Below are 24,882 nucleotides of genomic sequence, written 5' to 3' on the forward strand. Positions count from 1 at the left end.
GCCGGGGAGGTGTCATGTTTTTTTATGTCTAGTGAAAGTGTTGATTGTCCCTGATTGGTATATGGTATTATGAATAAAATGCCTCTGAAAGGGGACGGTGGAATGAAACAAATCCTGATCGATTACATGAAACAATTCTCGGATCTCAGTGAAGCAGAACTTGAGAAGGTGGCCTCGGAGGTCGACGTAGCGAGCTTCCCTAAAGGGACCGTATTGCTGCATCAAGGCGAGGTTCCAGACCGTTGTTTTTTCATATTGAAAGGATGCATCCGTAAATACACCGTCGATGAAACCGGCAAGGAAACCACCTTCAACTTTTATACAGAAGAAGAGAGCGTCACCATCTTCAGCAACGGTAAGGAATCGAACTACTCGTTGAACTGCCTTGAGGATTGCGTGCTGGTCGTCGGGGATTTGTCCACCGAACAGGAGTCGTACGATGCGAATCCGGCTCTCGAGGCGATGACGCGCAAGATGATCGAAGGCAGCATGGGACAGATGCACGACGAGTTCGCCGCCTACATGTCCCAAGCGCCAGAAGAACGATTCAAGACATTGATGGAAAAAAGACCTGGACTGATCGACCGCGTGCCGAACTATCAGCTGGCAAGCTACCTCGGCATCACGCCCGAATCCTTCAGCCGTATCAAAAAGCGGTTAGGAAGCCCCCAGCCATGACGTGACCGCCGCCTTTTTCACCTGAAGGGCTTTAACCAAAAGCCACACGCCGAATCCCAGCTCACCAGCCATCATCGGAAGCATCAAAATCGCCTCCAAGATGGCTGTTGCGCTGTCGAATTGCGGCAGGAAGCGGTACAACGCATGGACAACCATGTACCCGGCGCCACCTGCGACTAATAAAACGCTCCACAATCTCGGAATGTCCCCCGCTTTTGAAGCAACAATTCCCGTCATCACAAGGTGCACACCGAAGACGATCAACCCGAACGACCAAATCACTTCGAAACTCGTGATCGCCGCCATCACCTCAGAAGCAGATCGCATAACAGCCGCACCCGCCAGTTGAAAAACAGCGATCGAGAGGATGAGGGTATAGAGGAGACGCAACCCACCAACAACCTGAGCCAATCGCACGTCAACCGTTTTGAAAAAGGTGTAAAAAGCCCATGATACAAGTAGGTCTGCCGCGATAATCACAACCCACCCGGCAATCCCGAGACGGAATAAGGCGAGAGAATCCTGGATATTCTCAAATGTCGCGGCCGCATCGTCTGGAATGACGAGCGTGCTATGCACGTACCCGTATGAGAAGAACGCGGCGAGCGTCATGATCAGTAAGGAAATGCCTGCGACGAGAGCGGCCGAACGTTTTGAAGCCTTCAAAATAAAGTTCAATGGAACCCCTCCTTATATATGCTTTAATCATACTTCTGCTTTTGCCCCATTGCCTTGATTTAAGTCAAGAAATGGAATGAATCAAAAAACTTCATTGTGTCTAAGTCACTTTCTAAACCAGTAGCGATAAAAGAGGAAGAGACGGTGGCTTACTCTTCGTCTTTTCCACGTACTAGGCAACAAAAGGGAAGAGATCTACCTTCTCTCTTCCAACTTGATAGAAAAAGAAAGTGAACAGGCCCTTTTCGTCATTTTATGAAGAAAAAGGGAACATCCACCCCTATCCTTTCCAACCATCCAGCACGAAAGTATCAGAATCGTCAAAAAATATTAAAGTAAAAGTTGACAACGCTTTCAAAGTAGCGTAGTTTAATAGATAACAAGTTAATAACTGTGTCGGAGATATGGAGACTCACATTGATTAAGCATACTTTCTTCAAGTATGACATCGGTGTGAGTCTTTTTGTCTCTGTATGGTAAAAAAAGTAAAAGGAGATGAAGTCATGACAGAGTTCGTAGCCGAGTTGATCGGAACCATGATTTTGATTATTTTTGGTGGAGGCGTCGTTGGTGGCGTAGTGTTGAAGAATACGAAGGCGGAAGGTTCTGGTTGGGTCGTCATTACGATTGCCTGGGGACTTGCCGTAACGATGGGGGTATATGCGGTCGGAAGTTTCACCGGTGCACACATTAACCCTGCGGTAACACTCGGGTTTGCGGCAATCGGGGAATTCCCGTGGGCGAAGGTTCCGGTGTACATTCTCGCTCAAATGATCGGAGCGATGATCGGGGCGGCTATCGTCTTCTTGAACTATCTGCCTCACTGGAACAAGACAGAGGACAAAGGAGCAAAGCTTGCGGTCTTCTCAACAGACCCTGCGGTTCGCAGTCCTTTCTCCAACTTATTGAGTGAGATCATCGGAACGTTCGTCCTTCTGATGGGGCTTCTCTTCATCGGAGCGAATGAGTTCACAGACGGATTGAATCCGCTGATTGTCGGCTTATTGATTGTCGCGATCGGGATGTCCTTGGGAGGCGCGACCGGTTATGCGATCAACCCGGCCCGTGACCTTGGACCACGAATCGCACACTTCCTGTTGCCGATTCCGGGAAAAGGCGGATCGGATTGGGGTTATGCTTGGATTCCGGTTGTCGGCCCGATTCTAGGAGGCGTATACGGAGCGGTGTTCTACCGTGCCATCTTCATGCAGGATCTATCGATTGCGTTCTGGATTTTGTCCGTCATCATGGCGGTCATTATCGTCGGGGCTGTCCAAACGGAATTGAAAAAAGCGAAAATAGGCGAAAAACCCGCTCAAAACAAGGCGGTTTAATTACACATAAAAGGAGAGATTCGGAATGACGAACACGTACATTTTATCCATTGACCAAGGAACGACAAGCTCGAGGGCCATTCTATTCAATAAGGAAGGAAAAATCGTCGAAACCGGGCAGAAGGAGTTCGAACAGTTCTTCCCGAAGCCGGGCTGGGTCGAGCACGATGCGAATGAAATCTGGACGTCCGTCCTTGCTTGTATAGCGGATGTGTTGCGAAAAGCCGATGTTGAACCTAGTCAGATTGAGGGTATAGGGATTACGAACCAACGCGAAACGACGGTCGTGTGGGACAAGAATACAGGCAAGCCGATTTACCATGCGCTCGTCTGGCAGTCGAGACAGACCGAGGATATTTGTAAAGAGCTTCGCGAGAAAGGCCACAACGATCTGTTCCGCAACAAAACGGGGCTGCTTCTCGATCCGTATTTCTCCGGAACGAAGGTGAAATGGCTGCTTGATAACGTCGACGGGGCCCGCGAAAAGGCGGAGAACGGCGACTTGATGTTCGGTACGATCGACACATGGCTTGTCTACAAATTGAGTGGCGGGGCCGCGCACATCACCGATTATTCCAACGCATCCCGTACACTCATGTACAACATTTACGACTTGAAATGGGACGATGAATTGTTGGAAATCCTGGATGTACCGAAATCGATGCTCCCGGAAGTGAAACCGTCTTCAGAAGTGTATGCGAAGACCGTCGATTATCACTTCTTCGGTCATGAAGTACCGATTGCCGGTATCGCCGGAGACCAGCAGGCCGCCTTGTTCGGACAGGCTTGTTTTGAAAAAGGAATGGCGAAGAACACCTACGGAACAGGCTGCTTCATGTTGATGAACACAGGTGAAGAAGGCGTTAAATCGGATAACGGCTTATTGACGACGCTTGCTTGGGGACTCGATGGAAAAGTCGAGTACGCGCTTGAAGGCAGCATTTTCGTCGCGGGTTCTGCGATCCAGTGGCTGCGAGATGGTCTCGACATGATCGATAGCGCACCTGAAACGGAAGGGTTGGCAACATCTGTCGATTCAACAGACGGAGTTTATCTCGTACCGGCTTTCGTCGGACTTGGAACACCTTACTGGGACAGTGATGCACGTGGAGCCGTCTTCGGATTGACGCGTGGAACGCAGAAAGAACACTTCGTCCGTGCGACGCTTGAATCGCTTGCATACCAGACGAAAGACGTCCTGGATGCGATGATCGCCGATTCCGGCATCGACTTGAAAGCCCTGCGCGTCGACGGTGGAGCCGTGAAGAACAACTTCCTCATGCAATTCCAGAGCGATATTCTGGACGTACCCGTCGAGCGACCAGTCGTCCAAGAAACGACAGCTCTCGGTTCTGCTTTCCTTGCCGGACTTGCCGTCGGATACTGGAGCAGTAAAGAAGAGATCAAACAACAAGCGGAAGACGAGCGCATCTTCGAGTCCGAAATGGATGACGAAACTCGCCAGAATCTTTACAAAGGATGGCAGAAAGCCGTCGAAGCGACACGTCAGTTCAAATAAGAGATTCAAAAGGACAGGTGACGTGCGCCTGTCCTTTTGTGCCTTTTTCAGCATGTTTGAGCGCTCGCAAAAGTGGCTGTGTGCTCGCAACAAGTAGACTAACGCTCGCAAATCAAAGGAGGAATTCTGATGAAGAAATTGATCAATCAACCCGAACAGATCATTGATGAAATGCTGGACGGCATCGTTTCAGCAAGCCCGTCGTCCGTCCGCCGTTTAGAAGATACGACGGTTCTTGTCCGGAAAGATGCCCCAGTGGATGGTAAAGTCGCGCTCATCAGCGGCGGTGGAAGTGGTCATGAACCTGCGCATGCGGGCTATATCGGAAAAGGGATGCTTGACGGTGCGGTATCGGGTGAAGTGTTCACGTCGCCGACGCCTGACCAAGTGCTCGAGGCCATCAAAGCGACGGACTCCGGTTCTGGTGTGCTGCTCGTCATCAAGAATTATTCCGGAGATGTCATGAACTTCGATATGGCAGCAGAGCTTGCGGAAGCAGAAGGAATCGAGACGGCACAAGTCATCGTTCGTGACGATATCGCCGTCGATGATCCGGAAAACCGACGAGGTGTGGCCGGTACGATTTATGTCCACAAAATCGCTGGTGCCAAAGCGGAAACGGGTGCGTCTCTCGAGGAAGTCCAAGCGACAGCTCAGAAGGTGATTGACAATGCCCGCACGATGGGGGTTGCGCTCAGCCCTTGTATCATGCCGACGTCAGGTGAACCGGGATTTGAACTTGCGGATGATGAAATCGAGCTCGGCATCGGCATTCACGGCGAAGCGGGGATCGAGAAGCGCAAGCAGATGACCGCCGATGAAATCGCGGCGGAACTCGTCGAGCGTCTGCTCCCTGAGGTGGATTTGGCGGACCAAGACGAAGTCGCGGTCATGGTCAATGGAATGGGCGCCACGCCTGAGATGGAACTCCATGTGTTCAACCGGAAAGTACAAGACCTTTTACAAGAAAAAGGGGTGAAGGTCTACGATACGATTGTCGGAAACTTCATGACGTCGCTTGAAATGGCGGGGTGCTCGCTGACGTTGCTGAAATTGGATGATGAGTTGAAGGAATTGCTCGATGCGCCGTCTCATGCGGCGGCGTTCAAGAAATAAGGAGGGATTCGGATGCAGCTGACAGTTGAAGATACGATTCAATGGTTGAAGCAGTTCAATGATCGATTGAGTGAGCAGAAGGATTATTTGTCCCAGCTCGACCGTGCGATCGGGGACGGGGACCACGGGATCAATATGGCGCGTGGATTCCAGCAGGTCGCGGAAGGGCTCGACGGGGATTTTGATGAGGTATCGGACGTATTGAAAAAAACGGCGACGACGGTGATGTCAAAAGTCGGTGGTGCGTCTGGTCCATTGTACGGCACGGCGTTTTTGAAAATGTCGATGGAGTGTAAAGGAAAAGACGTCGATGCGGCGGTGCTTGCGGATATGGTCGAAGCGGCACTCGGCGGCATCAAGCAGCGCGGCAAGTCGGAAGAAGGCGAGAAGACGATGATCGACGTCTGGGCACCGGTGCTCGGAACGCTCCAGGAAGAAGACTTCGACGCGGAGCGATTGAAACAGACGGCAGAAGAGGCGATGCAGAAGACGGAAGACATGACGGCGACGAAAGGCCGGGCATCGTATTTCAAAGAGAAATCACAAGGTCACCTCGATCCGGGCGCGGTTTCTTCCTATTATTTGTTCGCGGAACTCGCGGATGTCATCGGGAAAGGAGCGTGATCGGATGGTCGGTATTTTGCTCGTGTCACATAGTGCAAAGTTAGTCGAAGGGCTGGACGAATTATTGAAGCAGGTCGTCGGCGACGTTTCGATCGTCACGGCTGGTGGGGATGAAGACGGCAATATCGGTACCCACTTTGATAAAATCCAGGCGGCCGTGGAAGAAGCCGGTTCTGGCGATGACGGCGCGCTCGTGTTCTACGATCTCGGCAGTGCCAAGATGAACGCCGAGATGGCGATTGAGGTTGTTGAGTCCGAGGATGTCCGTCTTGTGTCTTATCCGATTGTGGAAGGCAGTTATCTGGCGGCTGTTGAAGCGAGTATCGGGAAATCGCTGGATGATATTCTGGCGTCTTTGGAAAAGGAATTCGGATGATTGATGAGGCGCACTCTTTGGGGGTGCGTCTTCTTTTATGGTGGTGTGGGGGATGAAAGCAGTTATGCGGTTGCTGAACGTTGAAAACCGCTTTGATAGGACTGATCAACACACTTTCTCCAATCCACCATTATGAAAACCGTTTAGACAGCCCGAGTCACGACACTTTCAAGAATCTATAATGAAGAAAACCGTCGTGAGCGTATTGATCACGACGGTTTTCTAGGAATGTATTAAAAAAACGGTCGTGAACAGACTAATAAACTTAAATCCACTTCACGAGATCATCGTAGGAAATGCCTATGGTTAAGGCTCATTTTCTCGATGCGCTATCATGCAACCGTCTTATTCAACGGATTACAACACTTTCAAAGTAATATAATGAAGAAACCCGTCCTAAGTTCATAGTTAAGACGGGTTCCAGCAATAATTCACTCTAAAAACGTCATTTAGCCCCGAGCATCCGGCGAATCCCCTCATGACACGAATCCCGGTACCAATCATGAAGGGATTCCTCACCTCGCATCAACCATTGCAGCAAGGACCCGTCAATCATCGTCCGGATCATCACCGCCGCTTGTTCCACATCCTCGACCTCATACACACCTTCCGCAATCCCCTGCTCGACAATCGACCGCCCGATCGAGAAGCAGTGTTCATAGAACTGCGCATTAATTTTCTGATAGGCCGGTTCCTGTTTTACCCTTGCTAAAAAGTCGAGATAGAGTTGGTAAAAGGTCCGGTTTTCTTCGGGGCTGATGAAGACCTGCCCGATGTACGCCTGCAACTTTTCTTCAGCCGTCTCGACTTCATCCATCGCCGCACGCTCATTTTCAAAGATCCGCTGCGTCAGCCATTCGAACAAGTGGGCGAAGACATCGCCTTTGCTTTTGAAATAGTAGTTGGGCACGCCCTTACTTACCTCAGCGTAATCCGCAATGTCCTGCAAGGTGACGTGCTCGTATCCTTTATCGGTTGCGGCTTCGAACGCCGCTTTGATCAATTGCTGTTTTCTTGCTTCTGCTTTACCTGCCATCGTAACCTCTCCTAACGCTTCCATTATACAAAAAAACAGAGATGAAATAAATATTTTGACCAGTCAGTATAATTTTAGTACCATACAATCAGAATCTATTTTTGAAAGGGTGAACGACATGAATCTACCAGAAACATTCCAAGCACTCATCGTCGACAAAAAAGGGGAAGACGTCGAAGCGAGCGTGCAGACGCTCACGTTCGATGACCTGCCAGAAGGCGACGTGACGATCAACGTCCATTACTCAAGCGTGAACTATAAGGACGGCCTTGCGTCGATTCCGAACGGCAACATCGTGAAAGAGTATCCATTCGTGCCCGGCATCGACCTTGCCGGCGAAGTCGTCCAGTCCTCTGATGACCGTTACAACGAAGGCGACCGTGTCATCGTGACAAGTTACGAGCTCGGCGTCAGCCATTACGGCGGATACAGCCAGTACGCCCGCGTGCCAGGCGACTGGATTGTGCCACTTCCTGGTAACTTGACCATGAAAGAAGCCATGACCTTCGGAACAGCCGGATTCACCGCCGCCCTCTCCATCGACAAAATTGAGCAGAACGGACAAAACCCAGACATGGGGACGGTTCTCGTGTCCGGTGCGACAGGCGGCGTCGGCAGTATGGCGACCGCGATGCTTGCCAAAAAAGGCTACCACGTCACGGCAAGTACGGGAAAAGAAACGGAACATGATTATCTTACGAAGCTCGGAGCGTCCGAGATTGTTTCAAGAGAAGATGTGACACCAGAGAAAATCCGCTCACTCGATAAACAGAAATGGGCAGGCGCGGTCGATCCCGTCGGAGGCGAAACGCTCGCCGCGATTCTCAGCAACACCCAGTATGGCGGCAACGTCGCGGTCAGCGGCCTGACGGCAGGCGTCAAAGTACCGACCACTGTCTTCCCGTTCATTCTGAGAAGCGTCAACCTGCTCGGGATCGACTCCGTCTATTACCCGCAGGAACAACGCCTGAAGCTATGGGAACGCCTGGCATCAGACTTGAAACCAGAAGCGGTCCTTGAAGACATGACGGAAGAAGTCACTTTGTCTGAACTTCCAGACAAGCTGTCCCAAATCCTGAAAGGTCAGTCGCGCGGAAGAACGGTTGTGAAGCTTTCCTAAGAAGCAAGCATCACAACGGTTTTGCCACCTGATCAATCTAAAAACTGCGTAGATCAAGATGATTTACGCAGTTTTTTGTCTCTCATTCTTGGAAAAGTGCTTAGATCAGCTCGATCACGACACTTTTGAAGAAGTCTATTTCTATAAGTTGTCTTGATCGCCCACATCTCCACGTTTTCTTCCTTAACGCTTTGTCAAAACCGTAAAGATACACATGATGAATATTCTTCTAATCATGTCCTTCTATATAAAGGATAACTTTTCCATTATATAGAATAAAATAGGTAAGAGGACAAACTAGGATAGAAGAGGAGCTGGGACTTTGAAGTCTTATGGAACGTTCACCAAACAAGGGGACCATATCTTTCGGACGTCTGCTTATATTCAATGGGGATCATCTGATCGTTCACTTGGTGCCTGTTTATTATTGAATCCGGGATCAGCTGTACTTGATGGTGCATTGCAGCATCAGTTGGAAAAAGAAGGTCAGGCGAGCGGCAGGATCGAGGCGGAAGATCCCACGATGAGGCAGTTGATTTCAATCGTCGAAGAAATGTACAAGGGGCAGCCACTTAATGGGCGGCTACATATCTACAATCTATTTCCGTTAAGGGAGACCAACTCTGAACAGGCGATCGCTACCTTTGAATCATTAGTCGAAAATGGTGCTTTTACAGTAGAGAGCGGAATCGCGACGACCGAGGAACTGAGCCGTCATCCGTGGATCATGGTCGGATGGGGCATCAATCAGGGCCAAAAGAATCTAGGTGTTGTTAAGCAAAAGTGGCTCGAAGTCATTAACGAATCGGGGATTCCGACCTTCCGTGTGAAATCCCAGACGACGGACGACTACTATCACCTAAGCCCTCTGCTTCATTCAAAGAAGGTTGAAATCCGAAAAAACATGGTAACTCAGTACAGAAATCATATCGGTTTCCAACGATTTACCGCTCATGCGGCGGAAATGAATCTCATGGTCGAGGCGGACCGAGAAGAACTTGAAGAATTCGAAAAAGGTGGGTGGCAGATTTCCCGGCACAACCCGGAGCATATCGTGCGTGCTTTTTCCCAGCTTCGAATCAAAGACGGCTTCAAGCTTCGTGGTTATCAATTCACCGAGGGCGGAAATGGCAACGGAATCGTCTGGGCTCTTAAAGATGATCAGGAGTTGCCACCACCGGAACAATGTCCGAGGTTGGAGGACGAATTCTTGAACCCACCGAAACCAGACGAAGCATTTGATGATTTTATGGTGGCTGTAGAAGGTGACCGCTCCCCACTATCCTATCTGCAGGCGGCGATTTGCTCCCATGAGCTCTATGAATTCGGCGCGATGTGGCATGGAATTTCTTGGGGAAGAGAGCAGGTCATGGGCCGCCCTGACGACGATTTCGATACGGAAATGCATGATTGGGAAATGGAACAGGACCAGCCTGACATCATCGAGCCATACTTTTATTACAACCGCAGCGGTCATCCTGTCGTCGTGTATCATACGACGAACGACATCGGAGTCATCACATGGAACCGGTATGTGCATACGTTCAGCAAGGACGATTATACCGCTCATGTAGATAAGACTGTCATCGCTACCGCCGGGGCAGGGATCATCTTTTGATACGGACAAAGGAGGCAGACCCGTGGAACTCAACAATAACACCCGACTCCTCAAACTGAGAGACATCCTTTTCGAAGAAACCGATGAATACAACGAACTCAGCCTTCAGGACATCATAGAAAAAATGAAGCTCTACTTCGGAACAGAAGCGACGTTCGATCCGAGGACGCTGAAGCTTGACATGGAGGTGCTCGAGGAAGCGGGAATCGAGATCGTCCGCAATACCGGTCGGTTCGGAAAAGTGTACTACAGCTATCAGGACCATGTTTTTGAAACATATCAACTTCGCTTGATCAACGATGCCGTCTTGTCCGCGAAGTTCATTACGGAAAAAGAGAAGAAGACGTTGATCCAGAAGACGAAGCAGCTGACGAGTCGTCACATTGCAAAAACCCTGCCGGACCCGATGCTTTTTTCCCAGTCCGCGAATGATAGCTATCAGTTGGTCAAGCTGAATATCGATCATGCGCATCGTGCAATATCCGACCAAAAGGTGCTGCTGTATCATTATGGCAAGTACAACTTGAATAAAGAGTTCGAATTCCATCGTGGTGGCGACTTTTATGAAGTGGAACCGTACGCGCTCATTTGGCGGAACGATTACTATTATCTCATCGGCAAATACCGTGGAACTGGCGAAATGCGCCACTACCGGCTTGACCGGATGCGGGACATGCAGATTACGGATGAGCGTTTCCGGCGTGAAGATTTCACCATCCAGGATTACGTCGATCAGAGCTTCCACATGTTCGCGGGCGAAGACGTCTGGGTCAAAATCGAGTTCGACGCTTCGCTCGTCAATGTCGTCATCGACCGTTTCGGACTCGACGCATCGATTACACCAGAGGGCGAGGACCGCTTCATTTTATCAACCAAAGCGAAGATGAGCCGCGGCCTCATCAACTGGATCCTCACATGGGGTGCAAAAGCGAAAGTGTTGTCGCCGGAATCGCTTGTGGAGCAGATCCAGGAGGAAGTAAAGGAAATGAACAAGCATTACCAATAACTAGGAACGTATGTTGGGTGAGCAAATTTTTGCTCACCCTTTTTATTATGATGAAAGTAACCAAAAACGAGGGGGAAACAATTATGAAGAAACTGTTCAAAGGATGTATGACTGCGATTGTGGCCGTCATTGCACTTGGAATCATCATTTCATTAGTATCTGGTGGAGGGGATGATACGGCTTCAACTTCGACTTCCACTGAGGACACGACGGCATCTGAACAAACGAACAGCGAGAGTGAAGCGGAAACAGAAGAGGCGGTGGAGAACGCCAAAATCGGCGAAGCGGCTACGATCGATGATATTGCTTTCACGGTCAATGAAGCACGAAGCACCCAGGAAATCGATGACCCAGACGGAAATGAATTCATTGAACCCGTCACGACGACCGAACAGTTCATCGTCATCGATGCAAGCATCAAAAATGGCAAACAAGAAGCCATCACGATGGATTCGAACTTCTTCCGCTTGCTCACAGATGATGGTACTACTTATGAACCGAAGAACGACGGGGATCTAATCATGGTTGTACCGACAGAGAAAATGCTTTTCTTGGAAGAGATCAATCCTGGATTAACAAGAGAGGGACTTGTTGTCTTCGAAGTCCCTGCTGGTGTGGCTATGGAATCGTTGACGCTTGAAGTGGATGCCGGATTCTTCGGAACGAAATCCGTGCAGATCGATTTGCAACAGTAAAGATTAGGTGGGGGCAGTGGCTGAGTATGCCACTGTCTTTTTCCCTTATTGTTTCTCTGTTTTTTTATGCCACTCTCATAGAAAGTGGCAGAGATACACTGACTCCTGAAGATAGTATAGGCGCCCTATGTAACTAACGCCTAGTGAAGACCTTTTAAGGGATAATAGAAAGTAAAAAACTCAGCATAGGACATGCTGGCTTTTTTGAGTGATAGGATATGTATGTCTGTTAGCTAGTTATGCACTTGAAGTTTGTTTCCATCGAGGTCATAAAAGTAGAAGAACCGATGTCCTTCCTCTTCCATGATGGACTCTACTGTCACATGCTGATCGACTAGATAATCATGAAGGGATTGGATATCAGAAGTCGTGAACCCGATCGAGAACTCAGCTTGTCCATCTTTAAGAAAATGGCCTCTTGAGTCCTTGTCCGCTTCTACTAATACTAATAGTGGACCTGTTCCAACCTCAAAAACTGCTAATTCCCCTTTGTCGAATCTCATTTTCAGCTTTAAACATTCTGAATACCATTTGATGGATTCTTTAAGGTTCACAACAGGTATTCTAAAATAATGGATACTACTCAATAGAAAATCACTCATTTTATCCTTCCTTCCATTAATATCACTAGTAAATGCAAATTCTAGACTCCAGCCCATCAGAAGAACTGGAGCTATTAAGTATTTAACCAATAGGTAGAATGATTGGATCTTTCATCTGAATCACCACCTTGGAAATATATTACCAATAGTTGTTAGAAAAATCAAAATTATGTAATCTATTTAATTATGAGGTAATACAGGAATTTTCATATTTTGATTTTCCATATATCCAGAGAAAATGTTACGCTTAATTGTATCGATTTTCATTTTTTGGAAATGCAATGAACGACCGATTATAAATAAGGAATGGTGCCATGAAAGATCTATTCACACAGTTCATGAGGAATACGAGTTCACAGAACGATTTAACTCAACAAGAGAAAGAATACATAGATTCTATTCCTTCCCAAAACCCTATGGGAATCCTTGCGCTGTTAATAGGAGGCGCTGGCTTTGTTTTCGGCAACCAACATCTTTGGATTGCTCTCGTTTCCATAGTGTACGGTGTGCTCAGCTTAAGAACTTTTGACAAGAACATACATGATAATCCGTGGCCATTTTATATGGGAATTACCCTAGGGATATTAGGGGTTATACTTCATTTTATGAAATACACTCACGTATTAGATTGAATGGATGAAGACTATTGGTATGCAATCATACAATTCACAGGAGGTGCACGATGAAGAAAATACTGACAATTAGTTTTGCATTGGGTGTATCCATGTTACTTGGATTGACATGGGTGAGCGCTGATTCTAATAACAGTGCTGAAAAAACGAAAGATGAAAGCGAACAGATACGCGATGAGCAGGACTCCTTGATCCCTGGCCTGGAAGAGGCACAATCTAAAGTTCCATACAGCGTCCGACTTCCAAATCTAAATACGATACCGGAAGACATTAGAGGCGACATCAGAAGTAGTGTCAATGAGGTAGACATTCAGAACTACAAAGGTGAGACAACGGAGACGGTCAATACAGTGAGTTACTCATTTGGAACGACGGTAAAAAGTGTAGGGATTTCTCAAGCAGAAGCGACTGTTAAACCACCGTTTTTAGATAAGCTGGAACAGATAGAAGTTGAAGGCACGACGGTATATGTAGATGCTTTTGGTGACAATTTCAAAATGTTTTTCTGGAAAGACGATATGTATTATTTAGTTTCAGGTGAAGCGGTAACTCAATCCCAATTGAAAGACGTCATAAAATCTATACTTACGGATGGGTAGTACCTGATGAGGATACGGAGTTTAAATAGAATAGGAAAAAGTAAAAGTCAGTATGAAATGCTGGCTTTTTTTGTGCTTGAAAAAGTGAGCTAGGGCAGGTATTCATTGACTCTGAATCATGAAAAGGCTCTAAAGCATTTGACTAAGACCGTTCCCGTAACTTGTAACCCTGAAAGTCGTCTTATCACAAGAATTATGACGCTCTCGGGAATGCATAAGAGAGAGAACCGTCTTAACAATCTTATTATGAAGTTTTCCGGCTTCTATTTTGTTTGAAATGGTTGTAATTGAATTATGGATCCCTGATAGGCTCAAACGCTTCTTTTTACTCATGAAAACGTATGGTATGCTTAGCACATATTTTTCAGTTTATTCCATTTTAAAGAGGCGATCATCTATGGAACGAGTAAAGCAGGAAGAATGGGGTCGAGTAAGAAGGCTCTTTCAAAATCAGATGTGTTTCGTGCCGACTTTCGTTCATTCCGTACTGGACGGACAAATCGTAGGAGAGATTTATTCTAATTCTCACTTAGTAGAGAACGTGTTCGTGAAGACGAATAACGGATTATGTTTTGTATGTGGAGAGGAAAATCACGACGATTTCAATGAGAGATTGATTCGTCAATTCAGAGAGCATAAGAATGAGCACAGAAGATTTACGTTGTTCACGGCTTCTGAGAAATGGGAGGAGATGATTCACACTCGACTCGATGATGAAGTAAAGCAATACTCACGTTTCAGTTTTGAATACATAGAAGAAGGAAAGTCATCACTTCCACCCGAAGAGAAAAATGAAGTACAACGAATCTATTCCTCCCACATCCATCAGGCCCTAGAGTTCGGAGGGGACTATTACAAGGAATACTGGGGTTCTGTAACTAGATTTTTGGAAAAAGGATTTGGGTTTTGCATCGTTTCTGGTGGAAAAGTCGTGAGTGAAGGGACATCCATCTTTTGTTCCGATCATTTTGCAGAAATTGATATTGCGACGAGCGAAAACTTTAGAGGAAAAGGGTTTGCCACAGATGTTGCCAAAGCTTTTATCAATCATAGCGTGGAGAATGGGTTGGTCCCCAGGTGGGATTGCGACGGATCGAATGCTTCATCCATAAGGTTAGCAGAAAAATTAGGGTTCGGTAATCCTACAACATATTCTGTGTTTATTTGATGAGAACCGTTACGGAAGAAGTCTCTAAGTTGCAAAAAGGGGGGATAAGATGAAGCATGTTGCGGCAATGATTTTGACCATGATGTTGGTTGGGTGTGCGAATCAAACGCCTGAACCCTATCGTTTAGATCAACTGACGAGAGTGGACACAATGACGGACACCGATGATCAAATTCTAGTCGAGGAAGAGGACTTAGAGTTGATTCGAAGTTTGTTTGAGGAAACGGAATGGAACGGTACAGATGGACCTGAAAGGGAAGAAGACGCTCAAGTAGTATTGTTTTTTACCTACGATGAAAATATGCCGGAACGTTTGAAAGCATACAAGGTATGGTGGGATGAAGAAGAGCCTGGCATGACCATTTTTGATGAAGAACAAGAGCGCTATGCCAAAGTCAAAGGGGAGAAAGGTTTATTTGTGAGTGAAGGTTAAGAGGAATTTATGTCTATTAAGCAGAGAATGAGAACAAATAGAAGAGGTTGTGATCAAATCTTCATCAAAAGAATGGTTTCTATAACTATGTCTGTAGCTTTGTTATTAGTGATAGGCACAGCCATTTATTATTACCAGCACTCCAGTGTTGAAAAAGTAGTAAGCTCAAAAGATACTCAATTGATGGAAAAATTCTCTTTTGAGGATGGGATTATCGCTATTGTTCGCAAGGAAGACTTCTATCAAGGGATCTACCTGGAAAAAGGCTTGCTGGGATGGAAGGAAATTCTACGTTCGAATAATATACTCAGTCAGAACGCAAGCGATGATTTTTATAGCACAGATCTGTTCGCGTTTGTCCCTTATAAAAACACAACTTTATTTTTTGGTTACACACCAGATGTTGACTTAATTAAAGAGGTTAAATTCCGAAATGAATCTTATGTAATTAGGCGTTCTATTACTTCTCCCATTTGGCACATGAAAGTTCCTATGAAGGTCACAGAATTCGAGGCAGATCAGTTGAGTCTTGTTCTGAAAGATGGTCAAGAAATCTTCTATCCTTTTTCAGAATCCCCCTGATCTATTAGATGATTGTTCATCGAGTGAGGATGGAACGGACCAAATCCTTTATTCTATGAAAGAAAGGGAGTGACGAGCGAATGCTGACAACATTCTCAATTCCAGGCATCATCATATTAATCATTGCGGTTTCCCTATTTATCATCGTCATCCATCGAATGAAAAAAGTTATTTTAAAAAACAGGTTAATGAAATTTGCACTGATGATCGCAGCCGTCGCATTTATCTTCTATGGTTACATAAGTCTCAATAAACCACTCGATAGCAAAGGGTACAGTTTCCATTCCGAGGACTCCACAATCATCGTGGCGGAAATCGAGAATGAGGGCTTTGCGAAATTGAATCTACGTTCTGTCACTGTGAATGGTAATGAAACCCCGAGTGAAGTTCGTCTTGGAACCAGCCGTTCTAATGGTAATCCCACCATTGCCGATTGGCGAAATCCAGCTAAAGGCATTCAGTTTGATAGCATTGATGCACATACCATCCAGACGCCACCTGAGGAAAAGTACAGTGGTGAGATGGATAGGATTCGCCAGTATGCGATAGGTGTAGAGCATCATGCGCCTATATCTACGATTACCGTACATTATACATATCTAGGATTTCCGTTTGATGAAGTCATCGAAATGTCTGCTTAAAGAATAATGGAGTAAAAGATATTTGCAGCAATAGTTACAAGATGTTTTAGAGGTGATAGGATGAAAAAGTTTCTGGTGCTCCTTTCGTTTTTTCTATTGGTGTCCTGCAATAGTCAAAGCTATGACCACAATGAAGTAAGAGAGAAAGCAAGTTTTAAGTTGTGGCTCCCAAAGTCATTGCCTGATACATTCCAACTTGAAAAAAGTAATGTAGAGGATGATTCTGTATTTGTTCGATTTGTGAGTGGTGATAAGTGGATTGAAATGTATCAGCACGAAGGAAACTATAGTAGTACACAAACTGAATTAAAGAAATACATTGAATCTAGTGATTATAGCTTCGATAACGAATATGAGGTGTTTGAAACGACGGAATTCATTGGTTTTCTAAATAAGTCTTTACTTGGTTTAGGGATTTCAGATTATATTTTCGCAAACAAAGATGGTGGGAACAAAGTAGAGAACTATTATAAAGTAAATGCTAATCTCGGAGATTATTCTTTTGATGCATTTATTGAATCATTGAATTGATTTATTGGGTACGGATTTTTATGCTTGGATAGAATGACAAGTTAGGATGATTGGATGGAGAAAGAAAGCTTTTGGGCAGGGATAGGTTTGATTGTAGGTAGTGGACTTATCTATACAGCGGAGAGATTTATAGCCATGTTCCAATACTTCACGGAGACGGCTCCTGTAAAACTTAGTGGGAACGGTTCTTACCCCATGGAACCAGATATGCCTAATCTTACGGACAACTTCTATGTCATAGTTTTATTACTCATGGGTATGGGGTTAACATGTTATGGGTTTATTAGAAGTAAGAAAATGGAACAAAGGTAACCGAGGAAGTCAGCGTCTTATGCTGGCTTTTTCCTGTTTCTTTAAAGTCTAATGAATATGGTGAATTTGGTAAGTAAAAAAGAAGTGATTAATAGAGTCGATCATTCTGTTAATATAGGAGGATTCAGAATACATCATGATCATAGTTGCCTGTTTATTTCTCATTTATCTCATTTATAAAGTATCTCAACTGGAGCGAATGGTTAAAAAACAACAGTCTGACGTGGAGGAGATGAAGTCTTACGTAAAAGTGATAATGGAAGAAGGGAAACGTAGATAAGGGAATTGCAGTCTAAGACAAATGTACCTCACATTTATATGAAACATTTGTTCACTTTCTTCGTAAATGTAATGAATAGAAATAATCACCAAATTGATTTTGAGTTAATATTGTCAAAAAAGACAAGATGGGTTTGATGCGTAGAATAAAGTATATGTTAGCTGCGGCAGCTGTCCTTATCGTTGTCGTCGGCTGTTCACCCAAGAGCCATATAGATGAAGAGTTGTTGAAGGAACTAGAGTATAAGGTGAATCAAGAATATGTGAACCAGGACTACCTATCATACTTTGAAGATCAGTCATTCACGTTAACAAAAGGACATACAGCAGAAGCAGAAAGAATCGAGGATGGGTTAGTGAAGATGACCTTCATCCACGTGAACAGAGATGTGAATCAATCATTTGAATCCTTGGATCAGGCTGATAAAGAAGAAGTGATGAGAGATCTCGAGGAAGGTTTAGCAACTCCTACAGGTCAGAAGTGCGGCCGCGATTTTCCACATTATTGCATTCTGAAAGGTGTCAAACTCCACTCCGAAAGCAATACCTATTCCATGGAGTGGAACCAAGGTGATAATCAATTGGAAATGGTCGTCTCTGAGGGTTGATTTGAAAAAGAGGAGGAATAGAATGAAGAAAGTCTTTTCGATATTATCAGCAATATTTATTATTATGGGGTTCAGCTTGATTTATTCGATTTCCACCGGTTGGGGAGTTCACGATCTATTGACATTCGGAACAACGGGGCCGGTATCCCTTCTGTTTTTCAACATCTATAACTTTCTTGGTCTAGTGTTTGCGTTCATCGGAGAGAAGAATAAGTTCAGGGACATTTTGATAGCTTGTAGTAGCATGCTGCTTGTGTACACTCTTATTTTTACTTTTATAGGGATATACGGTTTCCGTGAAGCTTAATTTTCATATAGAAAAAGGAGGACCAAGAGATGAAAGTGGAACTGACGAGGTTCAAGGTTAAAAAGGGGAAAATCAGAACGAGTCGATGAGTGGATGGCTTTTTTGAATGAACACATGCAGGAAGTGCTTCTCACATTAGAGGGAGAAAAGATGTATGTCGAAACCATATTCAGAGAACATCTGAATGGTGATGAGTTTCTTTACTGGTATTCCGTGCAAGGAGAAGGCGGACAAGCGGTAGAGCATTCTGAGCACTGGGTGGATCAAAAGCATGTGGAGTTTTGGGAAGAATGCATTGATGAAACTTTTCGGCCACACGATATAAAGCCTGAGGTCGTGATGATTCCGAAGAAAGTAAGGGACAGTATGAAGTAATACATAAAGTGCAAGTGTTCCCGAACGCTAAGTCTATCAAACCACAATTTCCCTCCATGAAATTGTGGTTTTTTTAATTTACTAAAACTAATGGCCAAGTCGTCTCGTTTAATAGAGCAGGAGGTGAAAGTATGGAAGAGTCAATGGAGGAATTTTTGGATATTCAAGATAAAGACAAAGCCATCCAAGAGATTATGGATACATATGGACAATCCGTTCTTCAACTGGTGTATGCCTATGTGAAGAACAAAGCCGTTGCAGAAGACTTAACACAGGAGATCTTCGTCAAATGCTATAAGAACTTACATAAATATAATGGGAAATCAAAACTGAAAACATGGTTATGGTCGATTGCGATCAACCATAGCAAAGACTATTTGAGAAGCTGGTACAACCGGAATGTGGTCGTTTCAGAAAGAAAGGTCATGCGTGTGGAAGATGGCGATGCGGGCCCAGAGGAAGAAGTCATTCAAAATGACGTAGACAAAGAGCTGGTGAATGCCATCATGAAGTTGCCTACCAAGTATCGTGAGGTCATTTATCTTTATTATTACGAAGAACTGAACACAAGAGAGATGGCTAAGGTTTTGAGAATAAATGAAAATACGATAAAAACTCGGCTGAAACGAGCGAAAGTCATGCTGAAAGAACAATTAGGAGGGAGCTTGTAATGGAAGAAAGACTGAACAAATTAAAGAAATCGCTGAACAACTCAGAATTTAAGGATCTTCAATTCACTGACAATCATAAGAAAAATATCCTTAACCAACTCCATCGCCCCCATATAGAGGAGGAATTGCTCCTTTCCATCTTTCAGCTATTGGTCGAGGAGAAAACAGGGTTTACGTTATCTAAGAAATTAAGGGCTAGAGGCATCAGAAGGTTTGAAGACAACGAAGGGCATTTATATACGATTCTGCATCGGTTGGAGCACAAAGGCTATACGCAAGCTGAGTGGAAGAACGGAAACGAAAAATATTACCACTTAACAAAAAAAGGGGGAAAGCTCTTGGATAAATATGAATCCTCTCCAAGGAAGCAATCCCTTTTGCAATCGTTGACAGAGGTGCTGCAACCATGAAGATGGATAAAACAGAATACCTTGCCTATGTGGAGCAGTTTATAAAAAACAAAGAGGCGAAACAGATCGTTTCGAAAGAATTGACCTACCATATCGAACAGGAGAAACGAAGGCTGATGCAAAGCGGGAAACTTTCTGAGGAAGAATCGGAACAGGAAGCTGTTCAGCAAATGGGGAGTCCTGTTGAAGTCGGGAAGCACTTTAATCAAATGTATCGTCCCCGAACGGACTGGTGGATGATCGCCCTTTTAATCATCAGTATAGGGTTCAGTTTCCTTCCTGTACTGGTTTTCGATCAGGAAATAGGAAACCTATTGGTGAGTAAGTATTTCTACACCTTGATGGGGGTTGTAATGGTTGCGACTTTATTCTTCTTTGATTATCGAAAATTACAGAAGTGGGGATGGGTCTTCTATGGGGCGGGTTGTGTAGGGATGTACTGTCTTGCTTATGGCTATGGACCCGTCATACATGTAATGGGAACACCAATCATGCAGGCCGGTCCTCTTTCTGTAAGAGCGATATATTTTCTACCGCTCTTCATACTAGGATTTTCGTCCCTCTTTGCCAGCCCCAAAGCAAAACTATGGAAAGGCTTGGTCCTCGTGACCATACCGTCTTATTTTTACTTGAATGCCGCCGACTTTTCTTCTTTGGTCATTCTTTTGGTGGTGTTTTTCACCATGGCTTGGTATCGGAACTTGAACCGAAAAGCGATGCTTGGATTGATTGCTGGGGGTATTGCCGCAATAGCGGTAAGGTTGTGGGTTGCACCGCTTCATAGTTATCAATTGGAAAGATTCTATTCATTTCTGCGCCCCCAAGACTATGCTGAATCACAAGGGTACACGTATTTGAAAGTCCAGGAGATGCTCTCTGAAACGGGATGGTTCGGTCATAGCGGGAATCTAGAGGACCTTCCATCCGGGCACACAGATTTTGTATTGGTTAGTTTGATATATAACTATGGATGGGTAGTTTCAATCCTCACGATCCTTGTGCTTCTGTCATTAATGGCGCGGCTGGTGGCTGTGAACACGAAGATCAACGACACGTTCGGAAACATGCTGATCATAGGTGGACTGGCCTTCTATTCTTTCCCGTTACTCTATCAAGTATTGATGTCATTCGGGTTGCTTCCCTTCATAGGAATTTCCCTACCTTTCCTAAGCTACGGGTTACACCCTATGGTACTACATGCCATTGTATTCGGACTCGTACTGAGCGTTTACAGAAGAAAAGACGTAGCAGGAAAAGTGCCGGCGAATTAAACAGCGGGACGGTTCTCTTGTTTGGGAATGATCCACAAACGAGAACCGTCCCGTTTTTTCAGTCAAACAAAGCAAGAGATAAAATAAATAGCCAAGGACTCACTAATAGTAGACCGCTGATATACATATACGATCGTTTTCCGATTCCCATAGCTACCGCCCAGCTGAAGATACCGCATAGGAATGTGAGTGTTAGGGTCGTAACGAATCCATAATCTTGAAAGAAGGGTACAGCGTACGATAACGCCCCAACGCCGATGATGATCCAATACATGACATAGGGTAGTTTCTTCGTTTCCATATCGATTCTCTCCTCTTCGGTCAATCTCTAAAGGGTAAACAGTGTAAGTATATCAAACCACACAATCAATGGAAAATAAATCCACAAATATACATCCCCTTAATTGTCATCTATTAAGAGGTTTTGAATAACGATCATAATCATCTATTCTTGTAAATGAGTAAAGCATTACATGAGTCGATAAAAATAATTGGAAGATGAAACCATCCTTTAAATGAATCGTAGAATAGAATAGTATAGTAGAAAATTCCAAAAATGAAGAGCAACTTATAGTAAGCGTGACATCATGAACCGAGTCAGGAAGATAACGATTCAGATATTGGAGGTAAGTATGGACTTATTTTTAGAGTATGTAGCCGGAATTCTGATTGTCCTTGTCATTTTTGGAATCAGTTTTCTTATGATGTTTTGGGGATTAAGACAGTTATACAAGCTTTATAGAAAGAACTGAAACCCTCTCATAATCGAATTTTTAATAGAGGTGAGAACATGTTGTTAAAAGTATTTTTCCTATTAGCAGCCCTATCCATCTCCGTCTCCATCGTATTCCAACAAGAAGCAATAGGAATATTGACGGCCTTAACATTCATGTTGATCGGCGCCTATTTCAGCAAACCGAGATTTAAGAAGAATCCTAAACTCTGAAGGAGAGAGGACGGTGCTCCAATGTTCGAATTCTACGCGGTTCCAGGATGGTATGTATGGGTGATGGGGATTGTAGCGATCGCATTCATCCTTTTTGTAGAATGGTTTGTCGGTAAGTGAGCGAATTAACAGGAAGGGGGAATGATGTTGGACATTAATACCGATGCATTGGTGAGTTTTATTATATTATGGGGCACGCCGAGCGTCATGTGCACCGTAGCTTATTTGAAAATGAGTAAAGACGAAAAGCGTGACGTCATAGAAGACTTCACAACGAGGCGTTTCATTTTGACCATCGGCTTTCTTACAATAGGAGGATTTTTGGCTTCTCTAGGAAACCTTCTATCCGTCAATGCCATTAAATTTGTCGGCCTCGCTTTACTGATCATCTCCGGAATCACATCTGTGGTCACGATGTGGAGGGATAAAAAAGCCAAAAGCTTGCTCATCGTCATGTTAATCGGAGTAGCCATTTATGTATGGATTTGAGAAGTACATATTTTTTGAAAAAGTTGTAGGGAGTAGACTTCTAAACGTAGCCTGCGCCCATCTGGGGAAGGAGGGTTCGCATTGAAAAAATTGAGTGAAGGCATCATCCAATTCGTTACCAGTATTTTGGCTGCCATCGTAGTCAGTCTATATTTTGCTTCGCGCGGAAGTGGCGATTATACCCTTCTCGTCTTCATCGTCGCTTTTTTTGTTTTTATAGGCAGTGGTGTCATCGTTAAGATCATGTACTTGTTGATTCAGTGGAAGAACCGATACATAACGAATGTGATGGTCTATACCTTGAGTGGAGCGGTGATTTGGGTTCTGCTCATCTATTTCCCTGCGGTTTAAGCTGTGATTTTCGAGGATTTCACCGTTCAGCGTTTTCTATTGTCCACGACAATAGGGGAGTTTCTGAGGACGATATTGGCAGGCGCCATGTGCGGGCTGATCTTTTATCACATTTATATCGGACTGCACAGCTTGTCTGCGAAGATTGGGAATGTAGTGAAAACCGATTGAGAGGACCATAACATACACACGGGGTGAATCGAGTGATGATTTTTATCATAATCATATTAATTGTGTTCTTATATGACTTCACAAGACTCAGGAAGCAGAACGATACCATAATTGAACAGAACGAGAAGGTCATTTCTTTACTAGAAGAAATCAAAAACAAGCAATCATAGGGACGGTTCTCGTGTTTGATAAGAATGATCAAACACGAGAACCGTCCCTCGGTTTACCTCGGTTTAAAAAAACATTGAAAATTATGTTAATTAGCGGTATGATGGCGTAATATTTATTTTTACGAAATTCGAGGTGAATAGGATGCGTCAGGAACAGGCAGTTGAGAAGTTGGTAGAAAGTTTGAAGCAAGACCCTAGTGTACGAAGCATATTTCTGAAAGGATCAATGGGCAGGAATGAATATGATGAGCACTCTGATATCGACTTATATTGCCTGGTCGAAGAAGGAGAAGAGAAGGCATTTCTGTCTCGCCGGTTGGATCATTTGAAATCGTATCGTGACATCATGTTCTATGATGACATTTTCATTATCGCCCCACAAATCATCGCCATCTATGATGACTGGCTTCATGTGGATCTATTTATGGTTACGGAAGAGACCTTTCAGAATAAGGATTACTTCACCGTTCTGTACGACCCGGACAATGTCATGGCTCAATTCCAAACAGCGGATAAGCTTACTCTTTCAAAACAGGAATTCAAGGACCATGTCATCGATGTAGCCTGGTTTTTGTTTCAATATAAAAAATCGGCAGAACGTGGCAATCCTACCTGGGCACCCGAGATGTTGCGTTATGCAATGAGGAGTTTATCGAATGTCCTGCTTTATCGATATGCGAAAGACCGTTCTCAACTTGGATTGAAAGCGATACATACACATTTACCAGAAGAAAAGCAGCAGTACATCCAAGAAATCTATGAGGACATCACCCCTTCTTCCCACAAAAGGGGTGTGGAGAAAATCATCTCCCTGTTGAAAGTGGAAATCAAGTGGATAGAGGAAATGGTGGAAGAAGACGAGCAGACGATTCCTTTTCTGAAGGTCATGATGGAAACATTTTCGGCTGAAGAAATCAGTTGAATATATGAGCAGGCATCAAGTGGAGGTGAAGAGGATGGATTATGAGTACTATTTACAAGGGATGCCGGAATTCGAAACGGAAAGGTTGAAATTAAGAAGACTGGCTATGTCTGATGCAGAAGATGTTTATAGCTTTTGCTCCAACCCTAACGTATCAGATCCTATGACTTGGGAGACGAACAATTCCATCGATATGACCAACGATTTCTTGCGAATGGTCACGGAAGGATACGAAAAAGGCGAGTCTGGTGAAAGGGCGATTGAATGGAAAGAAACCGGCCAAGTCATTGGAGTGGCAGCGTTTATTGGATGGAGTAACGTCCATCAATCAGCTGAATTGGGATACTTTTTATCAGAGGATTATTGGGGACGAGGAATCGTGACAGAAGCACTTCAAGAGCTCATTTACTACGGATTTGACGAACTAGACCTCAATAGAATTGATGGTCGATGTGATACGGATAATTTTGGTTCTCAAAAGGTCATGAAAAAGCTGGGTATGACCTATGAAGGAACGCTACGGAAAAATGAGTGGATCAAGGGTGAGTTCAGGGATACGCAAGTCTATTCCATTTTAGGAAGCGAATATGGAGTCTAAATAAAGTTTTGAAA

32 protein-coding genes and 1 pseudogene are annotated in these 24,882 nt (G+C 44.7%); 29 read left to right on the forward strand and 4 right to left on the reverse strand.

Features of this window, described 5'->3' with window-relative positions; translation table 11 throughout:
- Positions 1–102 precede the first annotated feature (102 nt).
- Positions 103–678 (forward strand): Crp/Fnr family transcriptional regulator, encoded by a 576-nt coding sequence (locus H0266_RS14115; protein ID WP_181473596.1) that lies wholly within the window; start codon positions 103–105, stop codon positions 676–678.
- On the opposite strand, the gene H0266_RS14120 is transcribed toward H0266_RS14115, so the two are convergent.
- Positions 658–1,356, reverse strand: coding sequence for a DUF4386 domain-containing protein (locus H0266_RS14120; protein WP_181473074.1), 699 nt, complete (start codon positions 1,354–1,356; stop codon positions 658–660). The two genes, H0266_RS14115 and H0266_RS14120, sit on opposite strands and share 21 nt — an antisense overlap.
- Before the next feature lie 503 nt (positions 1,357–1,859).
- Between H0266_RS14120 and H0266_RS14125 the strand changes: the two genes are divergently transcribed.
- The 5 genes from H0266_RS14125 to dhaM all read left to right on the forward strand — a co-directional run bounded on the left by H0266_RS14125 (position 1,860) and on the right by dhaM (position 6,325).
- The gene (locus H0266_RS14125; protein WP_181473075.1) at positions 1,860–2,690 is read left to right on the forward strand and encodes an MIP/aquaporin family protein; all 831 of its coding nucleotides are present in this window, start codon (positions 1,860–1,862) and stop codon (positions 2,688–2,690) included.
- A 25-nt stretch (positions 2,691–2,715) separates the two neighbouring features.
- Positions 2,716–4,209 carry a glycerol kinase GlpK gene (glpK, locus tag H0266_RS14130; RefSeq protein ID WP_181473076.1) on the forward strand — a complete coding sequence of 498 codons (1,494 nt, stop codon included), beginning with the start codon at positions 2,716–2,718 and terminating at the stop codon, positions 4,207–4,209.
- Between the two features lie 129 nt (positions 4,210–4,338).
- The gene (gene dhaK / locus H0266_RS14135; RefSeq protein WP_181473077.1) at positions 4,339–5,325 is read left to right on the forward strand and encodes a dihydroxyacetone kinase subunit DhaK; all 987 of its coding nucleotides are present in this window, start codon (positions 4,339–4,341) and stop codon (positions 5,323–5,325) included.
- 12 nt (positions 5,326–5,337) lie between these two features.
- A complete protein-coding gene (gene dhaL / locus H0266_RS14140; RefSeq protein WP_181473078.1) occupies positions 5,338–5,949 on the forward strand; it encodes a dihydroxyacetone kinase subunit DhaL in 612 nt (203 codons plus the stop codon).
- 4 nt (positions 5,950–5,953) lie between these two features.
- Complete coding sequence (gene dhaM / locus H0266_RS14145; protein WP_181473079.1) at positions 5,954–6,325, forward strand: dihydroxyacetone kinase phosphoryl donor subunit DhaM; 372 nt, start codon at positions 5,954–5,956, stop codon at positions 6,323–6,325.
- A 445-nt stretch (positions 6,326–6,770) separates the two neighbouring features.
- On the opposite strand, the gene H0266_RS14150 is transcribed toward dhaM, so the two are convergent.
- Entirely contained in the window at positions 6,771–7,361 is a 591-nt protein-coding gene (locus H0266_RS14150) for a TetR/AcrR family transcriptional regulator (RefSeq protein WP_181473080.1), read from the reverse strand.
- A 118-nt stretch (positions 7,362–7,479) separates the two neighbouring features.
- Between H0266_RS14150 and H0266_RS14155 the strand changes: the two genes are divergently transcribed.
- From H0266_RS14155 to H0266_RS14170, 4 genes are all read left to right on the forward strand, one after another.
- Entirely contained in the window at positions 7,480–8,481 is a 1,002-nt protein-coding gene (locus H0266_RS14155; protein ID WP_181473597.1) for an NADPH:quinone oxidoreductase family protein, read from the forward strand.
- A 322-nt stretch (positions 8,482–8,803) separates the two neighbouring features.
- Complete coding sequence (locus H0266_RS19515; protein WP_246364024.1) at positions 8,804–10,099, forward strand: hypothetical protein; 1,296 nt, start codon at positions 8,804–8,806, stop codon at positions 10,097–10,099.
- A 22-nt stretch (positions 10,100–10,121) separates the two neighbouring features.
- Positions 10,122–11,105: a WCX domain-containing protein gene (locus H0266_RS14165; RefSeq protein WP_181473081.1), complete on the forward strand. Its 984-nt coding sequence runs from the start codon at positions 10,122–10,124 to the stop codon at positions 11,103–11,105.
- An 83-nt stretch (positions 11,106–11,188) separates the two neighbouring features.
- Positions 11,189–11,800, forward strand: a complete 612-nt coding sequence (locus H0266_RS14170) for a DUF4352 domain-containing protein (protein ID WP_181473082.1) — start codon at positions 11,189–11,191, stop codon at positions 11,798–11,800.
- Between the two features lie 233 nt (positions 11,801–12,033).
- Here H0266_RS14170 and H0266_RS14175 read toward each other — a convergent pair whose 3' ends face one another.
- The gene (locus H0266_RS14175; RefSeq protein ID WP_181473083.1) at positions 12,034–12,402 is read right to left on the reverse strand and encodes a VOC family protein; all 369 of its coding nucleotides are present in this window, start codon (positions 12,400–12,402) and stop codon (positions 12,034–12,036) included.
- A gap of 682 nt (positions 12,403–13,084) precedes the next feature.
- On the opposite strand from H0266_RS14175, the gene H0266_RS14180 reads away from it, so the two are divergent.
- The 13 genes and pseudogenes from H0266_RS14180 (at position 13,085) to H0266_RS14240 (ending at position 21,221) form a co-directional block, all read left to right on the forward strand.
- Positions 13,085–13,633, forward strand: coding sequence for a hypothetical protein (locus H0266_RS14180; RefSeq protein ID WP_181473084.1), 549 nt, complete (start codon positions 13,085–13,087; stop codon positions 13,631–13,633).
- Positions 13,634–14,030: 397 nt separating this feature from the next.
- On the forward strand, positions 14,031–14,801 hold the full coding sequence (locus H0266_RS14185; protein ID WP_181473085.1) for a GNAT family N-acetyltransferase: 771 nt from the start codon (positions 14,031–14,033) through the stop codon (positions 14,799–14,801).
- A gap of 49 nt (positions 14,802–14,850) precedes the next feature.
- Positions 14,851–15,234 carry a hypothetical protein gene (locus tag H0266_RS14190; RefSeq protein WP_181473086.1) on the forward strand — a complete coding sequence of 128 codons (384 nt, stop codon included), beginning with the start codon at positions 14,851–14,853 and terminating at the stop codon, positions 15,232–15,234.
- A 9-nt stretch (positions 15,235–15,243) separates the two neighbouring features.
- The gene (locus H0266_RS14195; RefSeq protein ID WP_181473087.1) at positions 15,244–15,816 is read left to right on the forward strand and encodes a hypothetical protein; all 573 of its coding nucleotides are present in this window, start codon (positions 15,244–15,246) and stop codon (positions 15,814–15,816) included.
- An 80-nt stretch (positions 15,817–15,896) separates the two neighbouring features.
- Positions 15,897–16,457, forward strand: a complete 561-nt coding sequence (locus H0266_RS14200; RefSeq protein WP_181473088.1) for a hypothetical protein — start codon at positions 15,897–15,899, stop codon at positions 16,455–16,457.
- A 60-nt stretch (positions 16,458–16,517) separates the two neighbouring features.
- Positions 16,518–16,988 (forward strand): hypothetical protein, encoded by a 471-nt coding sequence (locus H0266_RS14205; protein ID WP_181473089.1) that lies wholly within the window; start codon positions 16,518–16,520, stop codon positions 16,986–16,988.
- A gap of 448 nt (positions 16,989–17,436) precedes the next feature.
- Positions 17,437–17,580, forward strand: a complete 144-nt coding sequence (locus H0266_RS14210) for a hypothetical protein (RefSeq protein ID WP_181473090.1) — start codon at positions 17,437–17,439, stop codon at positions 17,578–17,580.
- A 136-nt stretch (positions 17,581–17,716) separates the two neighbouring features.
- On the forward strand, positions 17,717–18,187 hold the full coding sequence (locus tag H0266_RS14215) for a hypothetical protein (protein ID WP_181473091.1): 471 nt from the start codon (positions 17,717–17,719) through the stop codon (positions 18,185–18,187).
- Positions 18,188–18,209: 22 nt separating this feature from the next.
- Positions 18,210–18,494, forward strand: a complete 285-nt coding sequence (locus H0266_RS14220; RefSeq protein WP_181473092.1) for a hypothetical protein — start codon at positions 18,210–18,212, stop codon at positions 18,492–18,494.
- A 29-nt stretch (positions 18,495–18,523) separates the two neighbouring features.
- Positions 18,524–18,869 (forward strand): annotated as a pseudogene (locus H0266_RS14225) (DUF6176 family protein).
- A gap of 131 nt (positions 18,870–19,000) precedes the next feature.
- Positions 19,001–19,540, forward strand: a complete 540-nt coding sequence (locus H0266_RS14230; RefSeq protein ID WP_181473093.1) for a sigma-70 family RNA polymerase sigma factor — start codon at positions 19,001–19,003, stop codon at positions 19,538–19,540.
- Positions 19,540–19,950: a PadR family transcriptional regulator gene (locus H0266_RS14235; protein ID WP_181473094.1), complete on the forward strand. Its 411-nt coding sequence runs from the start codon at positions 19,540–19,542 to the stop codon at positions 19,948–19,950. The genes H0266_RS14230 and H0266_RS14235 overlap by 1 nt, the downstream gene beginning before the upstream one ends.
- Positions 19,947–21,221 (forward strand): FtsW/RodA/SpoVE family cell cycle protein, encoded by a 1,275-nt coding sequence (locus H0266_RS14240; RefSeq protein ID WP_181473095.1) that lies wholly within the window; start codon positions 19,947–19,949, stop codon positions 21,219–21,221. The genes H0266_RS14235 and H0266_RS14240 overlap by 4 nt, the downstream gene beginning before the upstream one ends.
- A gap of 58 nt (positions 21,222–21,279) precedes the next feature.
- Here the strand turns inward: H0266_RS14240 and H0266_RS14245 are convergent, their stop codons facing one another.
- The gene (locus tag H0266_RS14245; protein WP_181473096.1) at positions 21,280–21,522 is read right to left on the reverse strand and encodes a hypothetical protein; all 243 of its coding nucleotides are present in this window, start codon (positions 21,520–21,522) and stop codon (positions 21,280–21,282) included.
- A gap of 489 nt (positions 21,523–22,011) precedes the next feature.
- On the opposite strand from H0266_RS14245, the gene H0266_RS14250 reads away from it, so the two are divergent.
- The 6 genes from H0266_RS14250 (at position 22,012) to H0266_RS14270 (ending at position 24,868) form a co-directional block, all read left to right on the forward strand.
- Positions 22,012–22,167 carry a hypothetical protein gene (locus H0266_RS14250; RefSeq protein WP_181473627.1) on the forward strand — a complete coding sequence of 52 codons (156 nt, stop codon included), beginning with the start codon at positions 22,012–22,014 and terminating at the stop codon, positions 22,165–22,167.
- 147 nt (positions 22,168–22,314) lie between these two features.
- A complete protein-coding gene (locus H0266_RS14255) occupies positions 22,315–22,656 on the forward strand; it encodes a hypothetical protein (protein ID WP_181473097.1) in 342 nt (113 codons plus the stop codon).
- 81 nt (positions 22,657–22,737) lie between these two features.
- A complete protein-coding gene (locus tag H0266_RS14260) occupies positions 22,738–23,007 on the forward strand; it encodes a hypothetical protein (RefSeq protein ID WP_181473098.1) in 270 nt (89 codons plus the stop codon).
- Between the two features lie 206 nt (positions 23,008–23,213).
- Positions 23,214–23,348, forward strand: coding sequence for a hypothetical protein (locus H0266_RS19640; protein WP_281374341.1), 135 nt, complete (start codon positions 23,214–23,216; stop codon positions 23,346–23,348).
- A 142-nt stretch (positions 23,349–23,490) separates the two neighbouring features.
- Positions 23,491–24,270, forward strand: a complete 780-nt coding sequence (locus H0266_RS14265; RefSeq protein WP_181473099.1) for a nucleotidyltransferase domain-containing protein — start codon at positions 23,491–23,493, stop codon at positions 24,268–24,270.
- 34 nt (positions 24,271–24,304) lie between these two features.
- On the forward strand, positions 24,305–24,868 hold the full coding sequence (locus H0266_RS14270) for a GNAT family N-acetyltransferase (RefSeq protein ID WP_246364027.1): 564 nt from the start codon (positions 24,305–24,307) through the stop codon (positions 24,866–24,868).
- Positions 24,869–24,882: the final 14 nt, after the last annotated feature.

Source organism: Halobacillus locisalis, assembly GCF_013694105.1.
GTDB lineage: Bacteria > Bacillota > Bacilli > Bacillales > Halobacillaceae > Halobacillus > Halobacillus locisalis.